Origin of the sequence: Chloracidobacterium sp. (assembly GCA_025057975.1) — a bacterium.
Classification (GTDB): domain Bacteria; phylum Acidobacteriota; class Blastocatellia; order Chloracidobacteriales; family Chloracidobacteriaceae; genus Chloracidobacterium.
In genome coordinates this window covers 44,542-62,565 of sequence record JANWUV010000017.1, presented here as the reverse complement: position 1 = coordinate 62,565, position 18,024 = coordinate 44,542, and the positions used below count along the sequence as shown (strand labels likewise).

Below are 18,024 nucleotides of genomic sequence, written 5' to 3'. Positions count from 1 at the left end.
ATTTGCTTCGGAAAGCGCCTAGAACGTAAAACGTACGCCGAGTTGCACTTGGCGTGGGCCACCAAACCGCGCCGTCGAAGGCGCGCTGTACGGTAGGAAACCCGCCGGATTGAGTGCCGCCGTCGAGAGCGTCCCGTTCGCCAACGGACGCGGGCCTTCCACAATCGCAACCGCGTCCACGTCATAGTTCTTGTTCGTGTTGCGCGTCACGTTGAAAAACTCGGCCAGAAAATCCAGCCGCATTTGTTCGCCGACGCGGAAGCCCTTGACGACGCGCAAATCCAAGTTGAAGAAGTTGGGCTGGCGAAACGTGTTTCGGCCGACGACGACGCCGTTGATGATGGCACGGTCATTTTCGTTGCCGTCGTTGTTTACGTCATCGCCGATAATCGGCGTGTAGGGCAATCCTGACCGCGCCACAATTAGCGCGCTGACGATGAAGCCGTAGGGCAAGTCCACCAGGCCGCTCAAGTTAAAGTTATGCCGGATGTCCTGCTTAGACGGCCCGCGCTCCAGCTTCAGATTGAACGGATTGATGGAAAACTCCTGATTGAAGTTTCGCTCATTGGAATCGTCATCCATTGTCCGCGAGAAGGTGTAGTTCGCCGTGAGCTGAAAGCGGTTGACATAGCGGCGCGTGACGGTCAGCGTCCCGCCGTTGTAGCTCGAATGCGCCGATGATTCGTTGATGAGAATCGGGCCGTAATTGCGCCCGTTCAAAATCTGAATCGGGCGGAACGCCGTGTTGAAGAAGACGTAGCCGGAGTTACCGACCACAATATAACCGGGACTGCCCGGCGGCGGCAGGTTGCGGTTGACCCGCCGCTGCAAATCCCATGTCGAGTTGCGAATAAAGCCGGCCGTCACTGACCAGTGTTTGAAGAACTGACGTTCAATCGTTAGTGACGCCTGAAACGACCGTGGATTTTGGAAATCTCTGGCAAAGCCGTAGACGCGCTGGGGGAAGTCAATTGGCGAGAACCCGGCCGGAAGCGCCGGAAGGGCGTTTGGAAAGAAGGGGAAAATCGCCGCCAGCAGCGCGTTGCGCCGCGGCCCGGCCGGAATGTTGTTCGTGTCAATGGCGAGATTCAGGATGCCGTTTTCCGTCGTGACACGCTGGAACAGTGTCGCGGGCGTCCGTGCCGTAAAGATGCCGGCCGAAGCGCGTACGACCGTCTTCTTGTCGCCGTTGATGTTCCACGCCAAACCCAAGCGCGGCTGCCACTGCTCCAAGTCATTGGGGATGCGCTGCGTTTCGGGAATGTCCGGGTTCGGCGCAATTGGCTGCGGGTTGAACTGCCCTTCCCATCGCAACCCGACCGTCACGGTCAGCGTCGGCAGCACGCGAATCTTATCCGTGATGAACACCGCTATTTCCTGCTGCACCCCCCGAAATGTCGCCGGCTCCTGCGGCGTGCCGGGCAGGAAGCCGCGATAGCGGTTGATGGTGTTGACGCCCGCCAGCGCACGGAGGTAGTTGGGCAGAGCACTTCCGCCTGTAAAGCCGTACCGCCCCTGAATGGCTGCCGCCCGCTGCTGCTGCACGCGGTTGAAGTTCAAGTCAAACCCAAAACGCAGTTGATGGCGGCCGCCGGTGTAGCTTACGTTGTCGGAAAGCTGAAACCGAAGCGTACGAAAGGTGCGCGGCCGACCGTTGTCCCCGCCGACTGTCCCAACGCCAGCGATGTCAATCTGGGAACTTTGCGAATTAGGCACTTCGTCGCGGTCGTCATTTGCAATTTGCCCGCGCAGTTCGTTGACAAAACGGTCGGTGACAACCGTCACAAGGCTGCTCTTGAAGCCGTGGCTGCGGTTTTGGCGCGCGTAGTTGACCGACTCGGCTATTGTCTGTCGCGCATTTTCAAAGTTGAAGTTCTCGCCGCGCAAGCGCGTGTAGTTGTACTGCGTGTTGAGCGTATTCCGGCTGTTAAGGATGTAGTCGCCGCGTACAAACAGCGCCGTCGGGTTGTTCGTCCCGCGTTTTTCGCCTTCGAGGTCACGCAAAACCTGCGGCAGCGTTTGGCCGGTCGGGACATTGAAGCTCACCACAAACGGCACACGTAGAAAGTTTTGCTCAGCGGCGGCAAAGAAAAACACGCGGTCACGCTTGATGGGGCCGCCGACGCTCCCACCGAACTGATTCTGTAGGTTGTCGAGGTCGCGCCCGAAGGCGTCCGGCGAGGTCAGAAAACGATTCCGGTTGAAGTAAAACGCTTCGCCATGAAACTCATTTGTCCCACTCTTGGTGACGACGTTGAGGAAACCGGCGTTGGTGCGCCCGATTTCGGCGCTTGCGCCCGCCCGGACAACCTGAAACTCACGCACCGCCGACTGCGGGAAGAAGAAAACCGCCTCATTGCCGCCGCGCTGGTTGCCCTGCAGAGGATCGTTGAAGTCCGCGCCGTCCACGGCGACATTCGAGTTGATGGAACGCTGTCCGGCGACAACCAACCCGCTGCGATCCTGCTCCTGCATGATGCCGGGTTGGAGTTGAAAGAATTCAGCGAAGTTGCGTCCACGAATGGGTAAGTCTCGAATCGCCCGCTCGCTAATGTTGAGGCCGGTCGCCGACTCTTGGACATCCACCACGCCTTGGTCGGCCGTTACCTCGATGATTTCGCTGACTCCGGCGACTTCCAGCTTCAGGTCAACCGACTCGGTATTGCCGACGGTGAGCTTGACAATTCGCCTGCCGGGTTGTCTGTCTGACACTGTCGCCTCAACCTCGTATACGCCCACCGGCAACACGCCGGCGGCGTACCTTCCGTTGGCGTCCGTAGTTACAGTTCGGGTGTAGCCGGTTTCCCTATTTTTGATGACGACGGTTGCGCCAGCCACGGCGGCGCCGCTCTGGTCTACGACCAAACCTTCGATGCCGGCTCCACCCGACTCGGACTGGGCGTTGGCAACGATAAGAAAACCGAGCAGCATCCCGACAAGCCAGTAGGTGTACAACGCATAACTTCGCACACACGGACGCTTGAAAAACCGCATAGGCGTTCCTCGCATATAAGTTCGCTAAAAATAAGCCGGTAGGAGAACATCCACGTGAAAATGCAGATTTGCGCAAACGTAACATCTGTTTTACAGAACTTGGCGAACCGCTCTTGGGGGCGACTGGCTTGCCTGACAGCCGTCGGGCTGTTGGCGCTCGCGCCAACGCCGGTCTGGGCGCAGGAGGCGTTGCCGCCGGACGACGCACCTGAAATCAAGCCGATCCGGATCACACGCCTTTCCGACCAACCCGCCGACCAACCTGCGCCCCAGCGGCCTGGACTGCGTCAAGCGCCGGCCGGTGATGAGGCCTTCCCACCGCCGGCGTCGGAAACACGCAACACGCTCAACACGCTGCAGCCAGAGGCTTCAGCGCCCAACTCGAAGTCATCATCGGACGCACTTATTCCATTTCCGAACAACGCCGCGAATGATCCGGCGGCTGGAGACGCCACAACGCCAACCCGCTTCCAGTGGGGCGAAGCCTTCCGGCAGGCGATGTTCTTCAACGCCCTTCAGCACATTCTGCGTTTTGCGACTGAGGATGGGACGCGCAAAGAGATTGTAGGGCCGTTTTTTCGCGACTGGCTGCAATCCATCCGCAACCTGCGCGGCTGGCGGGATGGCGACCCGTTTTTGGTCAACTACATCGGACATCCGATTATGGGCGCGGCGTCCGGCTACATTCAAATCCACAACGACCCGCAGGGACAGTACCTTGAGTTCGCACCGACGACGAAGGCTTACTGGAAAAGTCGCCTGAAGGCGATGGCGTGGTCGGCGGTTTATAGTACGCAGTTTGAAATCGGACCGATCAGTGAAGCGTCGCTGGGCAACGTCGGGCGTGCGCCGCGTCCCGACGGCAAAAGCCCGATGGCCTATGTGGATTTGGTCATCACGCCGACCATTGGAACGCTCTGGCTTGTTGGCGAAGACGCGCTGGACAAGCACCTTATTCAGTGGTTTGAGCGGCGTGTTCGGAATCCATTCTGGCGCGGCATGGTGCGCAGCTTTCTCAATCCTGGGCGGAGCGTCGCCAACGCCATGCGCTTCAAGTGGCCGTGGTACCGCGACCGACGCAAGCTGTACGACTGACCTACCGTGGGACGACGATGAAACATCTTCGCTCGGTTGTATACCTTCCAGCTCTTCTGGCGCTCATTGGGTGGGCTTGCCTTGACGCTGTTGCGCAATCGGGATTTCAAACCTACGTCAACGCGCGCTTTGGCTACCGGGTCGCCTACCCGGCTGATTTCATCCCCCAGGGTGAATCGGAAAACGGCGACGGGCAGGTTTTCAAAAACGCCGATGAAGCCGAGTTGCGCGTCTGGGGCAACCTTAATCCCTTGGGTGAAACCGTCGCTGAGGCGTTGCGGACAGAGCTTGACCGCTGTGTGGCTACGGGGCGGCACGTGACCTACCAGCGGGCCGGGAAAGGCTTTCTGGTTGTATCAGGCTACGAAGCGGACGGCGCGCGGATTTTCTATCTTCGTAAGTTGGTGAACCGGCGGCGGCAAATCGGCTTCGAGTTTGTTTATCCGGCGGCGTCCCGCGCCCGTTATGACCGCGATGTGGTCGTCATTGCCGACTCGCTCCAAGCGGCAGGGCGCTCTCCGCGATGATGACGCCAAGCTTGATTGTCGGCACGGCCGGCCACATTGACCACGGCAAGACCGCGCTAGTCCGCGCGCTAACTGGCGTCAACACCGACCGGCTTCCTGAAGAACAGCGGCGCGGCATGACGATTGACTTGGGCTTCGCCCATCTGACGCGCAAGGGACGGCGCTTCGCCTTCATTGATGTCCCCGGCCATGAACGCTTCATCAAAAACATGCTCGCCGGAGCGCATGGGCTCGACCTTGTGTTGCTGGTTGTGGCGGCCGACGAGGGCGTTATGCCGCAAACGGTTGAACATCTGGCGATCTGTCGGTTGCTAGGTCTGACGCGCGGCGTCGTTGCCCTGACCAAGCGCGATCTCGTCACGGCGGAGTGGCTCGCGCTGGTTCAGGAAGATGTCGCGCGGCTGACGGCTGATACGTTTCTGGCCGACAAACCGATTGTTCCGGTCAGCGCCAAAACCGGCGAAGGTGTAGATGACCTACTGGATGCGCTTGAAGTGGAAGCCGCGTTGGTCAGCGTCCGCGATGCGACACGTCCGCCGCGCCTGCCGATTGACCGCGTGTTTACCAAGCGCGGCTTCGGTGTGGTAGCGACGGGTACGCTGATTGCTGGAACATTTCGCGTTGGTGACGAAGTCGGCGTTGAGCCGGGTGGTCTTACGGCGCGCATTCGCGGGATTGAAGTTCACGGCGAAGCGCGGGAAGTCGTCCGGGCCGGCGAGCGGGCGGCGTTGAATTTAGGAGGGCTAGCGGTCGCCGATCTTCGGCGCGGCCAAGTGATTGTGCCGGCGCGTTGTTTTCAGCCGACTTCCCTTCTTGACGTACGGTTGGAATTGCTTCCTGACGCGCCCCAACCGTTGCCGCAGAATGCCCGCGTTCGCTTCCACCACGGGACCAGTGAGGGAATGGCGCGGGTGACGCTGCTTGACGGTGGCCGCGAACTTCCGCCCGGCGACGCCTGTTTCGCCCAGCTTCGCCTTGAAGCGCCGATTCTGGCGCTGCCCGGCGACTGCTTCATTGTCCGGCGACCTTCACCGCCCGCGACGATTGGCGGTGGGCGCATCCTTGACGCCCACCCACCGCGCCGCCGCGGCCGTTTGCGCGCTGCCGCCGACTTCCTCTCAAGGCTGGACGCCGATCCTGACCATCGGCGCTTAGCCTTTGTTGAGCGAGCCGGAGCAAACGGGCTGACGCTTGAAGAGCTTGCCGGACTGACTGGCGACGCCGACGCCGAACTGGAAGCCTTCGCGCGCCGGACGGTAGGTTGCGTGTATTTGACAGCGACCCGTCGGTTGGTGTCCAAAGGTGCGTTGGACGCGCTTGCGCAAACTATTCTCGATGCGCTGGCGGCGACTCATCGTGAGCGTCTGCTTCAGCCTGACCTGCCGCGCGAAGACATCCGCAACCGTGTCGCCCGGAATGCCCCGCCGGAAGTTTTCCAGTACGCCGTCGCTCAGCTCGTTCAGCGCGGAAACATCATCGCCGACGCCCGCGCCATGCGGCTGGCGACGCATCGGGTTCAGCTTTCCGAAGAAGAAACGGCGCTGAAAGACCGCGTTGAGCGCGTATGCCGTGCGGCCGGCGCGCAGCCGCCGACGATCGAAGAGATTGGCCGTGCTACCGGCCTGGCCCTAGCGCAGGCGCAAGCCAGCGTCGCGGCGCTGCTGGCGGAACAGCGCATCCTGCGAGTAGCTGATTTCCTGCTTCATGCCGAAGTCGCCGCCGAGATTGTCGCTCGCGTACGGCAGGCGAAATCACCGGGCGAAAAGGTGGAAGTCGGTGACTTCAAAGCAATGTTTAACCTGCCGCGAAAGTATGCGATTCCGTTGTTGGAATGGCTTGACCAGATCGGCGTCACGCGGCGCTATGGCGACAAGCGGATTGTGGTGTAATAAATGTAAGGCGACGCGCGCGCTTTCGAGTGTAAGTCGCCGCCTACTGCCCAGGCTGCTCATATAACCCTGCCCGTACCGCCACTACTCGGCAGACCGACCCAAGCGTCGAAGGCGAAGCGCCCTTTCCGGGAGATGCAGCGCACGGGAAACGCCGCCGCACAGCAAATGGCAAGCCAACTTGTTACTTTCTTTGCCTGAAGAAAATCCTCTGACCTAACGTATCAGAAGTCACAAAACGGGACTTGGCGTTGTCCGGGGTTGCAATGTAGGGTGAAAGAGGAAAAGTGCGCGACGGCCCCGACTCTGCCGTACGTCATCTTCGTCTCCGCGTCGCGCTCGACCTTATCTCGCAAGCGAGATTGACCATGACCGACGGGGTGCAACTGCTGTTCTTTTCGGTGTTGGGGTTGGCCGGGCAAGTCGTAGCGGTGGGCGGCGCGCTGATGGCCTTTCGGCTCGGCGCGCGGATTGAACGGCGGCGGCTGCCGTCGGCGTCGCCAGTCACCGATGGAGTTTTTCCGGCGACGCAACCGACGGCTGCAAATGCGCCGCCAACTGGAGGGCTAGATGCGCGGTCGGTAGCTCTCCTCCGCTGCCTGCGCCTACCGCAGGTAACGGATCAGGCGGCTTTGCTGGCATGGTACAGCCGGTTGCAACTAGATGGAGCGGCGCTGGCGGCGGCCTTGCCGCCTGATATTCAGGCTGGCTTTCAGAAGGCGCTGAACGCTATTCGGGACATTTTGGAAACTCCCAATTTGGACGACCGCTATGAACTTCTGGCGGCGGCTCTCCTCCCTGTGTACGAAAGCCTGCACGCTGAGCCGACCGGGGCTCCCACATCAGCTGCCGTCAACCGAACGGTGGCGGTTGCCGCGCCAGGTTCAGCGAACGGTTCGGCCGTGACATCTGGGCCGGCTACCCCTGTCGCCGCCTATCGGGAAACACCCACGCCGGTTAGTGAGAAAGACCGTTTGGCGGCTTTGTTTGAGCAGGTAGAGGCTGTCGCGCGGGTCAATGGGCTGTCAGCGAGCGCTCCGGCGGGAGCGCCGCCCGGCGAGGCGATGCGAACAACGCATGGTACGCCAGCGGCTACCAAAGCCAACGCCGAACCCCTTCACCACGTATCGCCGTCGCAACTGGATACCTCCCGGCTTTCTCGCCGTTTGGCGGAGATTCTCAAGACGGCGGAGCGCAATGACCAACCGAGTGAGCCGAAAGCTGAGGAAACGCCGACGGCTGAACCAAGCGCTCCCGATTTGCACTTAGTGACGCCGCCGCTCAAGTCGCGCCTCAAACGTAGCAGCAAGCTCACGCCGGAGCAGGAAATCTCGCGCAAGGCGGCGCACGTCGTCGGGCGTGCGCGGGAGTGGTATGGCCGGCCGGATATTACACTCCGCGAGGTGCAATTGGCGTGCGAGGCGTTTGGACTTGAATTCAACGAAGTCGCTGCGCGAGCCGAACTTGCCAAACCGCTTGCTGAAGAAGCCTCCTGAAACCGCGCCAGACAGTTTCATCCCGATTCTCAACCTCGAACCGCAGTACCGTGCGCTTCGTCCTGCTTTGCACGCAGCGATGGAGCGCGTTTGTGCGTCGCAGCGGTTTATTCTGGGCGAGGAAGTGACGGCTTTTGAGGCGGAGGTTGCACAGTACTTAGGCGCGGCGCACGCTGTCGGCGTCAACTCAGGGACGGACGCCTTGGTGATTGCGCTTCGGGCACTCGACATCGGCCCCGGCGATGAAGTCATCACGACGCCGTTTTCATTTTTTGCGACGGCGGAGGCGATTAGCCTAGTCGGTGCGACGCCGGTTTTCGCCGACATCGAAGCTGACAGCTTCAATCTTGATCCACGCAACGTTGAGGCCTGCATCACCCCGCGCACGCGGGCGATACTGCCAGTGCATCTTTTCGGTCGCCCGGCGGCAATGGGAAGGCTGCTGGAGTTGGCGGAGCGTCATGGTCTGGCTGTCATTGAAGACGCGGCGCAGGCTTTTGGGGCGCAGTACTCGCCACCTTGCGCTGGTTGTGACGGTCTAGCTTGCGCGCCTACCACGCAGAGGGGGCTGCAAGGACGTTACGTTGGAACGCTGGGAACCCTGGGGACTTTTTCATTCTACCCGTCAAAAAACCTCGGCGCGTACGGCGACGGTGGTCTCATTGTCACCAACGACGCCCACTTGGCCGAACGTTGCCGTAAGTTGCGCTCGCACGGCTCGCTTATCGCGTACCAGCACGAAATGCTGGGGTACAACTCGCGGTTGGACGCGCTTCAAGCGGCAATTCTCCGGGTGAAACTGCCTTATGTCGCCGAGTGGAACGCCGCTCGGCGGGCGATTGCCGAGACCTACCATCGGGCCTTTGCAGGGTTGCCGGGCGTTGTGACGCCGGCTGTGACGCCCGGCCACGTCTTTCACCAGTACACGCTGCGGATTCAGGATGGGCGGCGCGATGCAGTACGCCAACGGCTAACGGAGCAGCGTATTGGGACGATGGTGTACTACCCGACACCGATTCACCAACTGCCAGTGTATGCCGGGCGGTTTCCGCCGCAACCGGTTAGCGAGGTGGCGGCAAGTGAAGTACTCAGCCTGCCGATGTGGCCGGAAATGACAGAGAGTGAGCAGTTACAGGTGACAAATGCTGTTGCGCGAGCTCTTTCGGGGTAAACCACGTCAACGGTTCGGCGTGCAGCGGCATTCCGCCGCTTTCCCCTGCGGCGGCTGCTCGTTACGAGAACCACGTCACAAAAGGCGTAGCAAGAGCACCCTTCTCTGAAGCCGTCTGGTGCAGCGGAGCTCCCCAGCCTACTTGGGAGACCGCAACTTCACAGAAGCGCACTGAAAAACAAAACCGCTGGAGCATTCTGCAGAACGCTCCAGCGGCTCAAGGTTACGCCGTCAGGTAGGGTGGACGACCGCCCGACCCTACCTGCGGGTTGAGAGGTTTACTGCCACTTACCAACCACCGGTCGGTCAGCCGGATTACCGTAGTTGACGGTAATATCCGCTGTGCCGCTGGTGTTGGTGTTGCGGAGGAAGAACACCGGGAATGGCGCCGCCCGGAAGACGCCGATGGTCGTAATACCATCACCGTTCCAGTCGCCCGCAATCGGCGAGTCGCCCGCGCTGCCGAAGAACGCCTGAATGTCGGCGTTGCCCGGCGTGTTCGAGTTGCGCAGGAAGAAGAACGCAATTGAGCTGCGGAATGCCCCGATGGTCGTCACACCGTCGCCGTCCCAGTCGCCGACAATCGGCGTGTCGGTCGGCAAACCGTAGTTGATGATGAGGTCGGGTGCGCCGCTGGTGTTCGAGTTGCGCAGCAGGAAGACACCGCCACGGAACAACCCAGCCGTCGTTGTACCGTTGCCGTCCCAGTCACCAACAAGCGGAATGTCACCCGGCTGCGTACCGGCGATAGCAAACGCTGGAACATCCGCCACGCCGGCCGTGTTGCTGTTGCGCAGCAAGAACTGACCGCCACGGAAGACGCCGATGGTCGTGATGCCATCACCGTTCCAGTCACCAGCGAGTGGGATGTCCGCCGCCTGACCGTAGAAGAAGCTCGTATCGGCGAAGCCCGACGTGTTGGTGAAGCGCAGGTAGAAGAAGCCATCCGACGGACGGAACATACCAATGGTGTCCGCTCCGCTGTCCGGCGCCTGCGACACTGTAACTGACTGCGGCGTAGCGCCCGGAGCCGTCACCGTGATAGTCGCCTGCCGCGCCGCGCCGCTATTGCGGCCGACGGAGAAGCTGACCGTACCGGTTGGGCCGCCGGTCGCACCCGACGTGATGACCAGCCATGGCGCACTGCTCGTCGCCGTGTAGGTGCAACCTGCCGAGGTCGTCACCGTGAAGCTGCCCGTACCACCGCCGACCGGCTGCGACGTACCTGTCGGAGCGCCAAGCGTCAGCGTGCAGGTGCCGTCCTGCGTGATGGTGATGGTCTGACCTGCCACCGTTACCGTCGCTGAACGCGGCGCGCCGGTGTTGGCCGCCACCGCGAAGCTCACCGTAGCGGTACCGCTGCCGCTCAACGGGCTGGCCGAAATCCAAGCCGGCAGTCCCGTGATTGTCCACGGGCAACCCGCTCCGGTCGTGATCTGGAACTGGCCCGTACCGCCGGCGGTCGGGAAGGTAGTCGGCACAGCTACGGCCGAGAAGGTGCAGCCGGAAGGCAAAGGACCTTGGCCGAAAGTAAAGGTGGTCGGCGCAGGCGACGTACCCGTTTCGCTCGGCAGCGTCACCGTCACCGAGCCGGTGCGGAGCGCGCCCGTACCGTTGGGTGACACACTGATAACAATGTCCACAAAGCCCGGATTCGTCGTACGTGGTACCGCACCGACGATCGTGACGAACCCGGAGGTTGTCGAGATGGTCGGCAGCAGGTTGCACAACGACACGGCGCTGCGGGTCATTGTGGCGATGACCATTTGGCCACCAGCAGGACTCATTGCCGGAAGCGTCACGGTACCGCCAGCTGGAATTGGCTGGAACGGCGGGAAGCTCGGCAGCACAAGGCCATACGAGCAGCCGGAGCCATTCTGCAATGCCGCCACACCCGGCCACCGGATGTCAAGGTTGAGCCCAGTCGGAGCACCCGCGCCGTCGTTCTGGAAGTCGGCGCGTACCGACTCAAAGACATTGAACAGACCGCCGATGTATGCGCGCCGCCGCGCCGGATCAAGCGTGATGGTGTTGACCGTCATCGCCGTATCTTGGAAACGCGGCCCAAACGGCGGCGTTATGCTGAACGGCAGGTTGGGGTAGTAGCCAATTTCATCGCCGCCAACCGGGAAGATGGACGCCGGCGAACCAAAGTCGTCCACGGCGTACGGCCCCGGCTGGAAGACCAGCGGCGCATTCGGGTTCTGACCGACGCCCGGTGGAACAGCTAGGAAGGTCGCCCGTGGGACGCCGAAACCGTCCACATCGTCTTCAAATGTACCGTTGACGCCGGTGCGATGGACGCGGACGCGCGTTGTGTTGTTGATGTAGCCGATAAAGTCACCCGGAACCAAGTCACGCGGCCCGATTCGGAACGGCCCGCCGATGAGCGGACGGTCATCCGCCTTGACGGCAATGGCGCGAACCACTGGAGCCGCCGTGAAGTTCAATTGAGCAAACGAGGCATCGTGGCGACCGGTTGGCTCAAACCGCGTAAAGGCCGTCCGCACCAAGCTGCTGGCTGTGCCGGTCTGGTTGAGAATGCGCGTAAAAGCGCCGCCAATCAGGATGCGTCCGGCATTCGCGCCAAGGCTTTGGCGACCGAGTGCGAAGATTTCACCGCCGCGCCCATTGGAGGTCGCTCCATTGTTCGGTCCGGTTGCGAGTGTCGCGCCCAACCCGGAAGTGCCGGTCGGGAACGTCGTGCCCGTCGGGCCGGTGGCAAAGCTCGTGTCAAGCGTACCGTCGCTGTTGAAGCGAGCAATGTTGAAGCGATCAACGTTGTTGGCGCGGGCAAACAAGCCGGCCACAACCACCTTGCCGTCTGGCTCAAGCAGAATGGCGTTGACGCGCGCCCGCTGATACGCCACAACGGCGCTGGTGCGCGGAATGTTAACCACGGCTGCCCCACCCGGATTACCGCACAATACATAGTCACCAACACCGGGCACTGAGAACGAGTCATCGCCAAACGTTGGGTCGAGCGCACCGGTGCTTGTCAAACGCGCAATGCCGCTCCGGGGCACTTCATTGTAGCACTTGAAGTTGCCGCCGATGAGCACCTTCCCGTCAGGTTGCAGGACAATCGCATTGACGCGCCCTTGATCAGGGTTGAACTTCTCACCACTGCCGGCAGACGGCAAGGTTGGTGGAGAGTCGCAGGTACCCACCAAAGCCGGGAGTGCTGTCTGCGGATCAACCGTTGTAAAGCCGGTACCGGGCGAGCCGAAGCCGGTTGGGCCACCCTTACGAATCGGGGTGTAACCGGCCGGTGGCGACGGGTCATCTTGTCCGACTTGGAACAGCGGATCAATTGTGCCGTTCGGACGCAGACGCACGAGATTGTTCCACGGCACAAACGGTCCACCGGGGCCGTCGGAAACTTGGTTGAACTGCCCACCCACGTAGATGTCACCGTTCGGCGCAACGGCTATCGCGCGAATGGACGGCGGCTCGACCACGTCAATCCGTCGGAAGCCCATGCCGGGCGTGGTGTTGATGTCGAGCGGCGGCGACACAAGGTTGCCGTTGTCAATGTCGTTACGCACCAAGTAGCCGCCGACGTTTCTAAACCGCGCCACGACGCTGACCGTGCCGCACGACGTAATCCGGTAAAGCTCAACGATATGACCACCGTCGGCGACGGTCGTGCCAGTGGACGGCACCCCTACGTCACCGCCGATTAGGAGATCACCGTTGGGCAGCAGTGCGGAAGCGTAGAACTGTGTCGGGCCGGCGGCGACAAACGACGGCAAGCCGGCGGCGTTCGGCGGGTTGTAAGCTGTGTTAAACGTAGCCCGGAGCTTTTCAGCTTGCGCGTTGAGGAAAGCGCCGCCGAAGAGCGCACCGTTCGTCGCATTCGGCGCAATCGCCCGGACAACGGCCGGATTCGCCGGGAAGAACGGTGAAGCGGTATTCAGACCGGCGCTAATCACACCAGTTGTCGGGCTCATCGCCACATCGGCAAAGGCTGTCGCCGTCTCCTGACCGCCGACGTGCAAAACAGCAAAAGGCGGCGGCTGCGTGAAAGGAGGACCGACCGTGAAAGCCAGCGCCCGGACCGGGTTCGGCACCGCAGCCGCCGGCGTAGGAACGAAAGCCAAATCAAGACCAAAAGCCGTGAACTTGGCCACTCGCGTACGAGCCTGCTGGTTAAACAACGAAAACTCGCCACCGGCGAAAATTTGTGAAGCGGTGCCGGGCGGTGGCTCAGCTACGGCAAGGGCATTGACCGGTGCGTTTGCGCCGCCGCCGGTCGTCGGGAAGAAAAAGTCCACCTGACCGTTCGGGTCATACAGCGCAATGTTGCCGACGTTCTGCGACGTGCCGCCGGTGGCTTGTGTAAACGAGCCACCCACCACAACACCGGGAACGCCGATGCCGAACAGGTTGGCGGCGTACTTGATGGCGCGCACCGGGCCGGCGACCGAGGTTGGAAACGCCGGCGGAACAACCGCAGCAGGGTTCCAAAAAGCGGTTGGGTCAAGCGCCCCAGTCGGCAACAAACGCGTAAAGTTGAGACGCCCGCCAATTGTACCGCCGTTGAGGCCGACGTAAATGTTATCCGCCGGATCCACTTCGAGCGCCAGCACCTCGGCGGTCGGCACCGGCGGGTTGAATCCAACGTCAAGCGCACCGGTGGGCAGCAAACGCAGCAGGCGCGAACGGTTCGGCGGACCGGGAATGAGAAACGCGCCGCCAACCACGATGCGGTCCAGCGAGTCAACCGCCAAAGCGTTGATTGGCCCGGGGAAGAATAGCGTTGTGAAGGTTGTGTCGATTGAGCCGGTCGGATTCAACCGCAGGATATTGCGGTACGTGATGTTTGTCCCCGGCACACGGTAGGCAAAATCGCCCGCGACGATGAACTTATTGGCATTCACGCCAATGCGCTGAACGGCAATCGCTCGAACTTCACCCGGTGCCGGGATGATGTTGCCGATTCTCTCCAGCATCGCGGCGAGGGAGCCATCGATCGTATTGAAATTCGGCGGGCCGCTGTAACCAAACGAGCGGTCGGTGTTACCGGGACCGGCGCCGAGACCGGCAACGGCCGGCGGACCCGACGGACCCGGGCAGTCTCCCTGACCAAACGCGGTCCCGCCTGCGCCAAAGCACAGGATGACCGCCCAGGCAAGCAGCCATCGGAATGATGACAGCCGGACATGACGATGAGAGATCATTGTGTCCTCCTCAAGAAACTTCTGCTAGCTGACAAACGAATGCGGGCGGGAAAATACCACGTCGCAAGCGCCTGTCAACCAAACGGTTTGCTGCAATACCAGTTTGAAATCGTGTGTTCGTAACAACTGGCATGTAAACTTTTGCCGACGCTAGCGTTTTCGACTTTGGCAAGTCAAGCCGAACGCCGTGCTGATCGCGTGGCCACTTCGGAGCGTCATGCCCTCTTCGCCGGACTCATACGGCCTCTCACCTCCTCGAAGATTTCTACCCCGTGATCAGCAATCGGACGGAAGCCGTCACTCGCGCGCAAAGGACGCAGCGAGCGCCGTCGCCGACCGGCGGTTCGATGAATGAAAACACCCGCCTCCGCCCATGCCTGCCATATGTCGCCCGCAGCCGGCCTACAGAGAAGGGTGTGACGCCTTGGAAATCTGACACGCCCCAGCCAAGGCCTGCGACAAAAGCCGGACAGGCACAGTAAGACCTTGCCCTGACCGTACCAGTTGGGCGTAAGATTTTGATCCGCCTTGTGCCGAGTTGGTAAAGAACTGCCTGAAAGATAAGAGGCAGAAAGCACAGGTAAGATGCCACAATATACAGCCTTGAGCAAGCGCTGGGCGAGTTACAACCTGGTTTGACCTAACCTGGTTGCACCACACGTGAAGCGCCGCCTATCGAAAAAAATATGGAGACGCTGTTGCACGATTTTTTCAAGATGACTCTGCCGCCCACTATATGCAGGCTCAGTGGGGTTGTCAAAGGGTTTCTCGTGAGGCGTTGCGTGGGCGTAATGCTTGGTGAGGGGGGTTCGTTGCAGTGAGGTTGCCTAACGTTCATTCCCCACCAACAGCCCGTGAAGTGGGCGACACGATGCCGGCCGCGTCTGTTGGACAGGCGGAAATCACGCCAAGTCGCCCGCCAGAACGGCGACTTCGCCCTGCGGACTGCCGACGGCGATGCGTCCCCCATCAGCGCGCCACGCCAAAACCGACACCCCGCCGGCCGGTTCGTACCGACCGGACGGCGACGCTGGACGCCCCGGCTTCTCCGGCGGACGCCACAGCAACAACCCATCCTCGCCACCTGAGGCCAACACCTTCCCATCCGCACGATAGGCCAGCGCCGTCACCAGCCCGGCGTGACTTTCCAACACCACCGGCGTTGAGCCGGCCGGCCCGCGCCCGGAGAAATCCCAGATGGTCACAGCCGTCCCGCCGCCCGTCGCCAGAAATCGCCCGCGCGGATGCCAAGCCAACTCGCGGACCTTCGTCTGGTAGCCCGACATCATCAAGTCTTCGCCGGTTGCAGTGTCCCAGACGTGCACCGTAGCGTCCTGATCACCGACAATCAGATATTTACCGTCCGGCCGCCACGCCGCTGCCAAATGCGATCCCTTCCACGCGAAAACCTCGGCCGGAACATCCGCACCCGGCACCCAAACCGTCAACAAGCCATAACTTGCCGTCACCAGTGCGCGCCGCGTCGGATGCCACCGGATGTCGGCAATCGTACTCGTATGGCGCGTGTGTTCGCTGACCAGTTCGCCAGTCGGCGTCCAAAAGCGCAGCGCCTTGCCGGCCGCCGACGCCAGAAGGAGGGGCTGACCGTCGGCGTACACCGGACTCCACGCCACGCGCTCCACCCAACTCGCCCCGGCCGGCAAATCGGCGACCTGCTCGCCGGTCGTCGCCTTCCACAGCCTTACACGCCCGTCCTGCCCGCCCGTCGCCAACAACGCGCCGTCGAGCGCGCCGTCCAGCGTCATGCCGCCCACCCGGTGCGCGACTTGCGTCCAGCGGACGACGCCGGAAGCCGCGTCAAAGACCGTGAGCGTCCCGGCGGCGGACAGCGCCGCCAACTGCGCCCCATCCGGCGACCAATGCAGCGCCATTACGTGATCGTCAAGCGTCGCCCGCCAAAACGGGTCTAGTTGCCGAGTCGCGCTTTTCAAAAACTCAGTGATTGATGGCAACGGCATAAGTAACGCTCCTGCCGCCTTCAACCGCAAAGGAGGCGGAAAACCGTAGAGACGTTCATTCTCCAGCCAGCCTAAGGTATTAGGTTGGGAAAGGAGAGCGCCGACACAGGGCATCACAGTTAGGTTCGGCGCAGCCTCCGCCCAACTGAAGCATTGCCTTACCTGGATCGCGCCAAAGGTTGGCGGCGGCGCTCAACGCCGGTTGGCGGGTCAGTTCGCTAGAGGTCGTTCTCGGAAAGCGTGCTAATTCACCAAACACGCCCGAAAGCTTGCCTCCAGCGCCGCACGGTCGAGGTTGCGCCCAATAAACACCAGTGCATTGTGGCGCGGCTCCGTCCCCCACTCCCGATCCGGACGACCTTCAAACATCATGTGTACGCCCTGAAACACAAACCGGCGCGGATCGCCTGAAATGCTCAAGATACCCTTCATCCGAAAAATGTCCGGCCCCTTGTTTTGAAGTAAGTCGCCCAACCACGCATTGAGTTTCTTCGGGTCAAGGTCGCCCGGTGTCGTGATCCCAACCGACGACACTTCATCATCGTGTTCGTGATCAGGCTTGTACGCCCGGCTCGTCGTCGGCGTCACCACGACGCCGTCACGCCGGAGCACCGCCGCAAACTCATCGGGCTGATGCTGTGTAAAGAGCGCGTACCGCCCATCGCTTTCAATCTCAAACACAAAAACCGTCGGCCCATCCGCTTCCAAGCACAACCGCCGCAACCGCTCGCTGGGCGTGATGACGCCGCCCGCCGTCACGCGGTCGGGGTCGTCGGAAAACACGACAATGGCTCGGTCGGCCGTCGCCGCCAAACCGTCTGCCGCGCCGTCGGGGACGGGCAACAACGCGGCGTCCATCGCCGGGTTAGGCCCCAGCTGCATCACAAACTCGTACCGCCCGGCCGCCAACTCGTACACGCCGCCATACTCAAACGGATGCTCCGGCTCTAAAAACTGCGGGTCTACCGCCAGCGCCCGGTTCAAATCAAACGCGCCAATGTCAAGTAAGGCGTCCACCGGGGCGTTCGATTGCTGCGTACGCAGAATTTTCGCCGTGGCGTTCATCGCGCGAATGCGCTGCTCCAGCCGATCCAGCGTCTCAGGGTCAACCAGATCGGTCTTGTTGATCAAAATCACGTCGCCAAAAGCAATCTGCTCCTTGACTTCATGGCTGTCGAGGTGTTCCCAGACGTGCTTGGCGTCCACGACCGTCACGATGCCGTCCAAGCGCGTTTTGCTCCGCACTTCGTCGTCTACGAAGAACGTCTGCGCCACCGGACCCGGATCAGCCATCCCGGTCGTCTCGACCAAGATGTAGTCAAACTTGTCCTTGCGCTTCATCAGGTTGCCAAGAATCCGAATGAGATCGCCCCGGACGGTGCAGCAAATGCACCCGTTGTTCATCTCGAAAATTTCCTCTTCGGCGTTAATGACCAGCTCGTTGTCCACGCCGACTTCGCCGAACTCATTCTCAATGACGGCGATGCGCTTACCATGCTGTTCGCTCAACAAACGGTTGAGCAGCGTGGTCTTCCCCGCCCCCAGAAAGCCCGTCAACACCGTCACTGGCACGCGCTGCGCGGCAGCTCCCGACGACATACCTCACACCTCGTTCGTCCAGAATGTTTTGCTCAAACCGAAGAATCAGGAACGTCCGGCTTTCGCGCCCGTTCCCATATCGAGTAGATTG

The 18,024-nt window shown here is 61.4% G+C and carries 9 protein-coding genes; 5 read left to right on the top strand and 4 right to left on the bottom strand.

Going from position 1 to position 18,024, the window contains the following annotated elements; translation table 11 throughout:
• Positions 1 to 18: 18 nt before the first annotated feature.
• Positions 19 to 2,994, bottom strand: a complete 2,976-nt coding sequence (locus NZ585_13635) for a carboxypeptidase regulatory-like domain-containing protein (GenBank protein MCS7081076.1) — start codon at positions 2,992 to 2,994, stop codon at positions 19 to 21.
• A gap of 54 nt (positions 2,995 to 3,048) precedes the next feature.
• On the opposite strand from NZ585_13635, the gene NZ585_13630 reads away from it, so the two are divergent.
• The 5 genes from NZ585_13630 (at position 3,049) to NZ585_13610 (ending at position 9,172) form a co-directional block, all read left to right on the top strand.
• The gene (locus tag NZ585_13630; protein MCS7081075.1) at positions 3,049 to 4,089 is read left to right on the top strand and encodes a hypothetical protein; all 1,041 of its coding nucleotides are present in this window, start codon (positions 3,049 to 3,051) and stop codon (positions 4,087 to 4,089) included.
• A 17-nt stretch (positions 4,090 to 4,106) separates the two neighbouring features.
• A complete protein-coding gene (locus tag NZ585_13625; GenBank protein MCS7081074.1) occupies positions 4,107 to 4,616 on the top strand; it encodes a hypothetical protein in 510 nt (169 codons plus the stop codon).
• Positions 4,613 to 6,505: a selenocysteine-specific translation elongation factor gene (gene selB / locus NZ585_13620; GenBank protein MCS7081073.1), complete on the top strand. Its 1,893-nt coding sequence runs from the start codon at positions 4,613 to 4,615 to the stop codon at positions 6,503 to 6,505. Before NZ585_13625 ends, selB begins: the two co-directional genes overlap by 4 nt.
• A gap of 368 nt (positions 6,506 to 6,873) precedes the next feature.
• Positions 6,874 to 8,001, top strand: coding sequence for a hypothetical protein (locus tag NZ585_13615; GenBank protein ID MCS7081072.1), 1,128 nt, complete (start codon positions 6,874 to 6,876; stop codon positions 7,999 to 8,001).
• Positions 7,985 to 9,172 (top strand): DegT/DnrJ/EryC1/StrS family aminotransferase, encoded by a 1,188-nt coding sequence (locus NZ585_13610; protein ID MCS7081071.1) that lies wholly within the window; start codon positions 7,985 to 7,987, stop codon positions 9,170 to 9,172. The genes NZ585_13615 and NZ585_13610 overlap by 17 nt, the downstream gene beginning before the upstream one ends.
• Before the next feature lie 278 nt (positions 9,173 to 9,450).
• Here the strand turns inward: NZ585_13610 and NZ585_13605 are convergent, their stop codons facing one another.
• The 3 genes from NZ585_13605 to NZ585_13595 form a co-directional block, all read right to left on the bottom strand.
• On the bottom strand, positions 9,451 to 14,127 hold the full coding sequence (locus tag NZ585_13605) for a hypothetical protein (protein ID MCS7081070.1): 4,677 nt from the start codon (positions 14,125 to 14,127) through the stop codon (positions 9,451 to 9,453).
• A gap of 1,130 nt (positions 14,128 to 15,257) precedes the next feature.
• Positions 15,258 to 16,334 (bottom strand): WD40 repeat domain-containing protein, encoded by a 1,077-nt coding sequence (locus NZ585_13600; GenBank protein ID MCS7081069.1) that lies wholly within the window; start codon positions 16,332 to 16,334, stop codon positions 15,258 to 15,260.
• A 243-nt stretch (positions 16,335 to 16,577) separates the two neighbouring features.
• Positions 16,578 to 17,933 carry a GTP-binding protein gene (locus NZ585_13595; protein MCS7081068.1) on the bottom strand — a complete coding sequence of 452 codons (1,356 nt, stop codon included), beginning with the start codon at positions 17,931 to 17,933 and terminating at the stop codon, positions 16,578 to 16,580.
• Between the last annotated feature and the right edge of the window lie 91 nt (positions 17,934 to 18,024).

What these genes read in the sequence shown, in the direction of transcription:
- NZ585_13635 (MCS7081076.1), bottom strand. Translation starts at nt 2,994, where the DNA reads ATGCGGTTTTTCAAGCGTCCGTGTGTGCGAAGTTATGCGTTGTACACC.
- NZ585_13625 (MCS7081074.1), top strand. Translation starts at nt 4,107, where the DNA reads ATGAAACATCTTCGCTCGGTTGTATACCTTCCAGCTCTTCTGGCGCTC.
- selB (MCS7081073.1), top strand. Translation starts at nt 4,613, where the DNA reads ATGATGACGCCAAGCTTGATTGTCGGCACGGCCGGCCACATTGACCAC.
- NZ585_13615 (MCS7081072.1), top strand. Translation starts at nt 6,874, where the DNA reads ATGACCGACGGGGTGCAACTGCTGTTCTTTTCGGTGTTGGGGTTGGCC.
- NZ585_13605 (MCS7081070.1), bottom strand. Translation starts at nt 14,127, where the DNA reads ATGCTGGAGAGAATCGGCAACATCATCCCGGCACCGGGTGAAGTTCGA.
- NZ585_13600 (MCS7081069.1), bottom strand. Translation starts at nt 16,334, where the DNA reads ATGCCGTTGCCATCAATCACTGAGTTTTTGAAAAGCGCGACTCGGCAA.
- NZ585_13595 (MCS7081068.1), bottom strand. Translation starts at nt 17,933, where the DNA reads ATGTCGTCGGGAGCTGCCGCGCAGCGCGTGCCAGTGACGGTGTTGACG.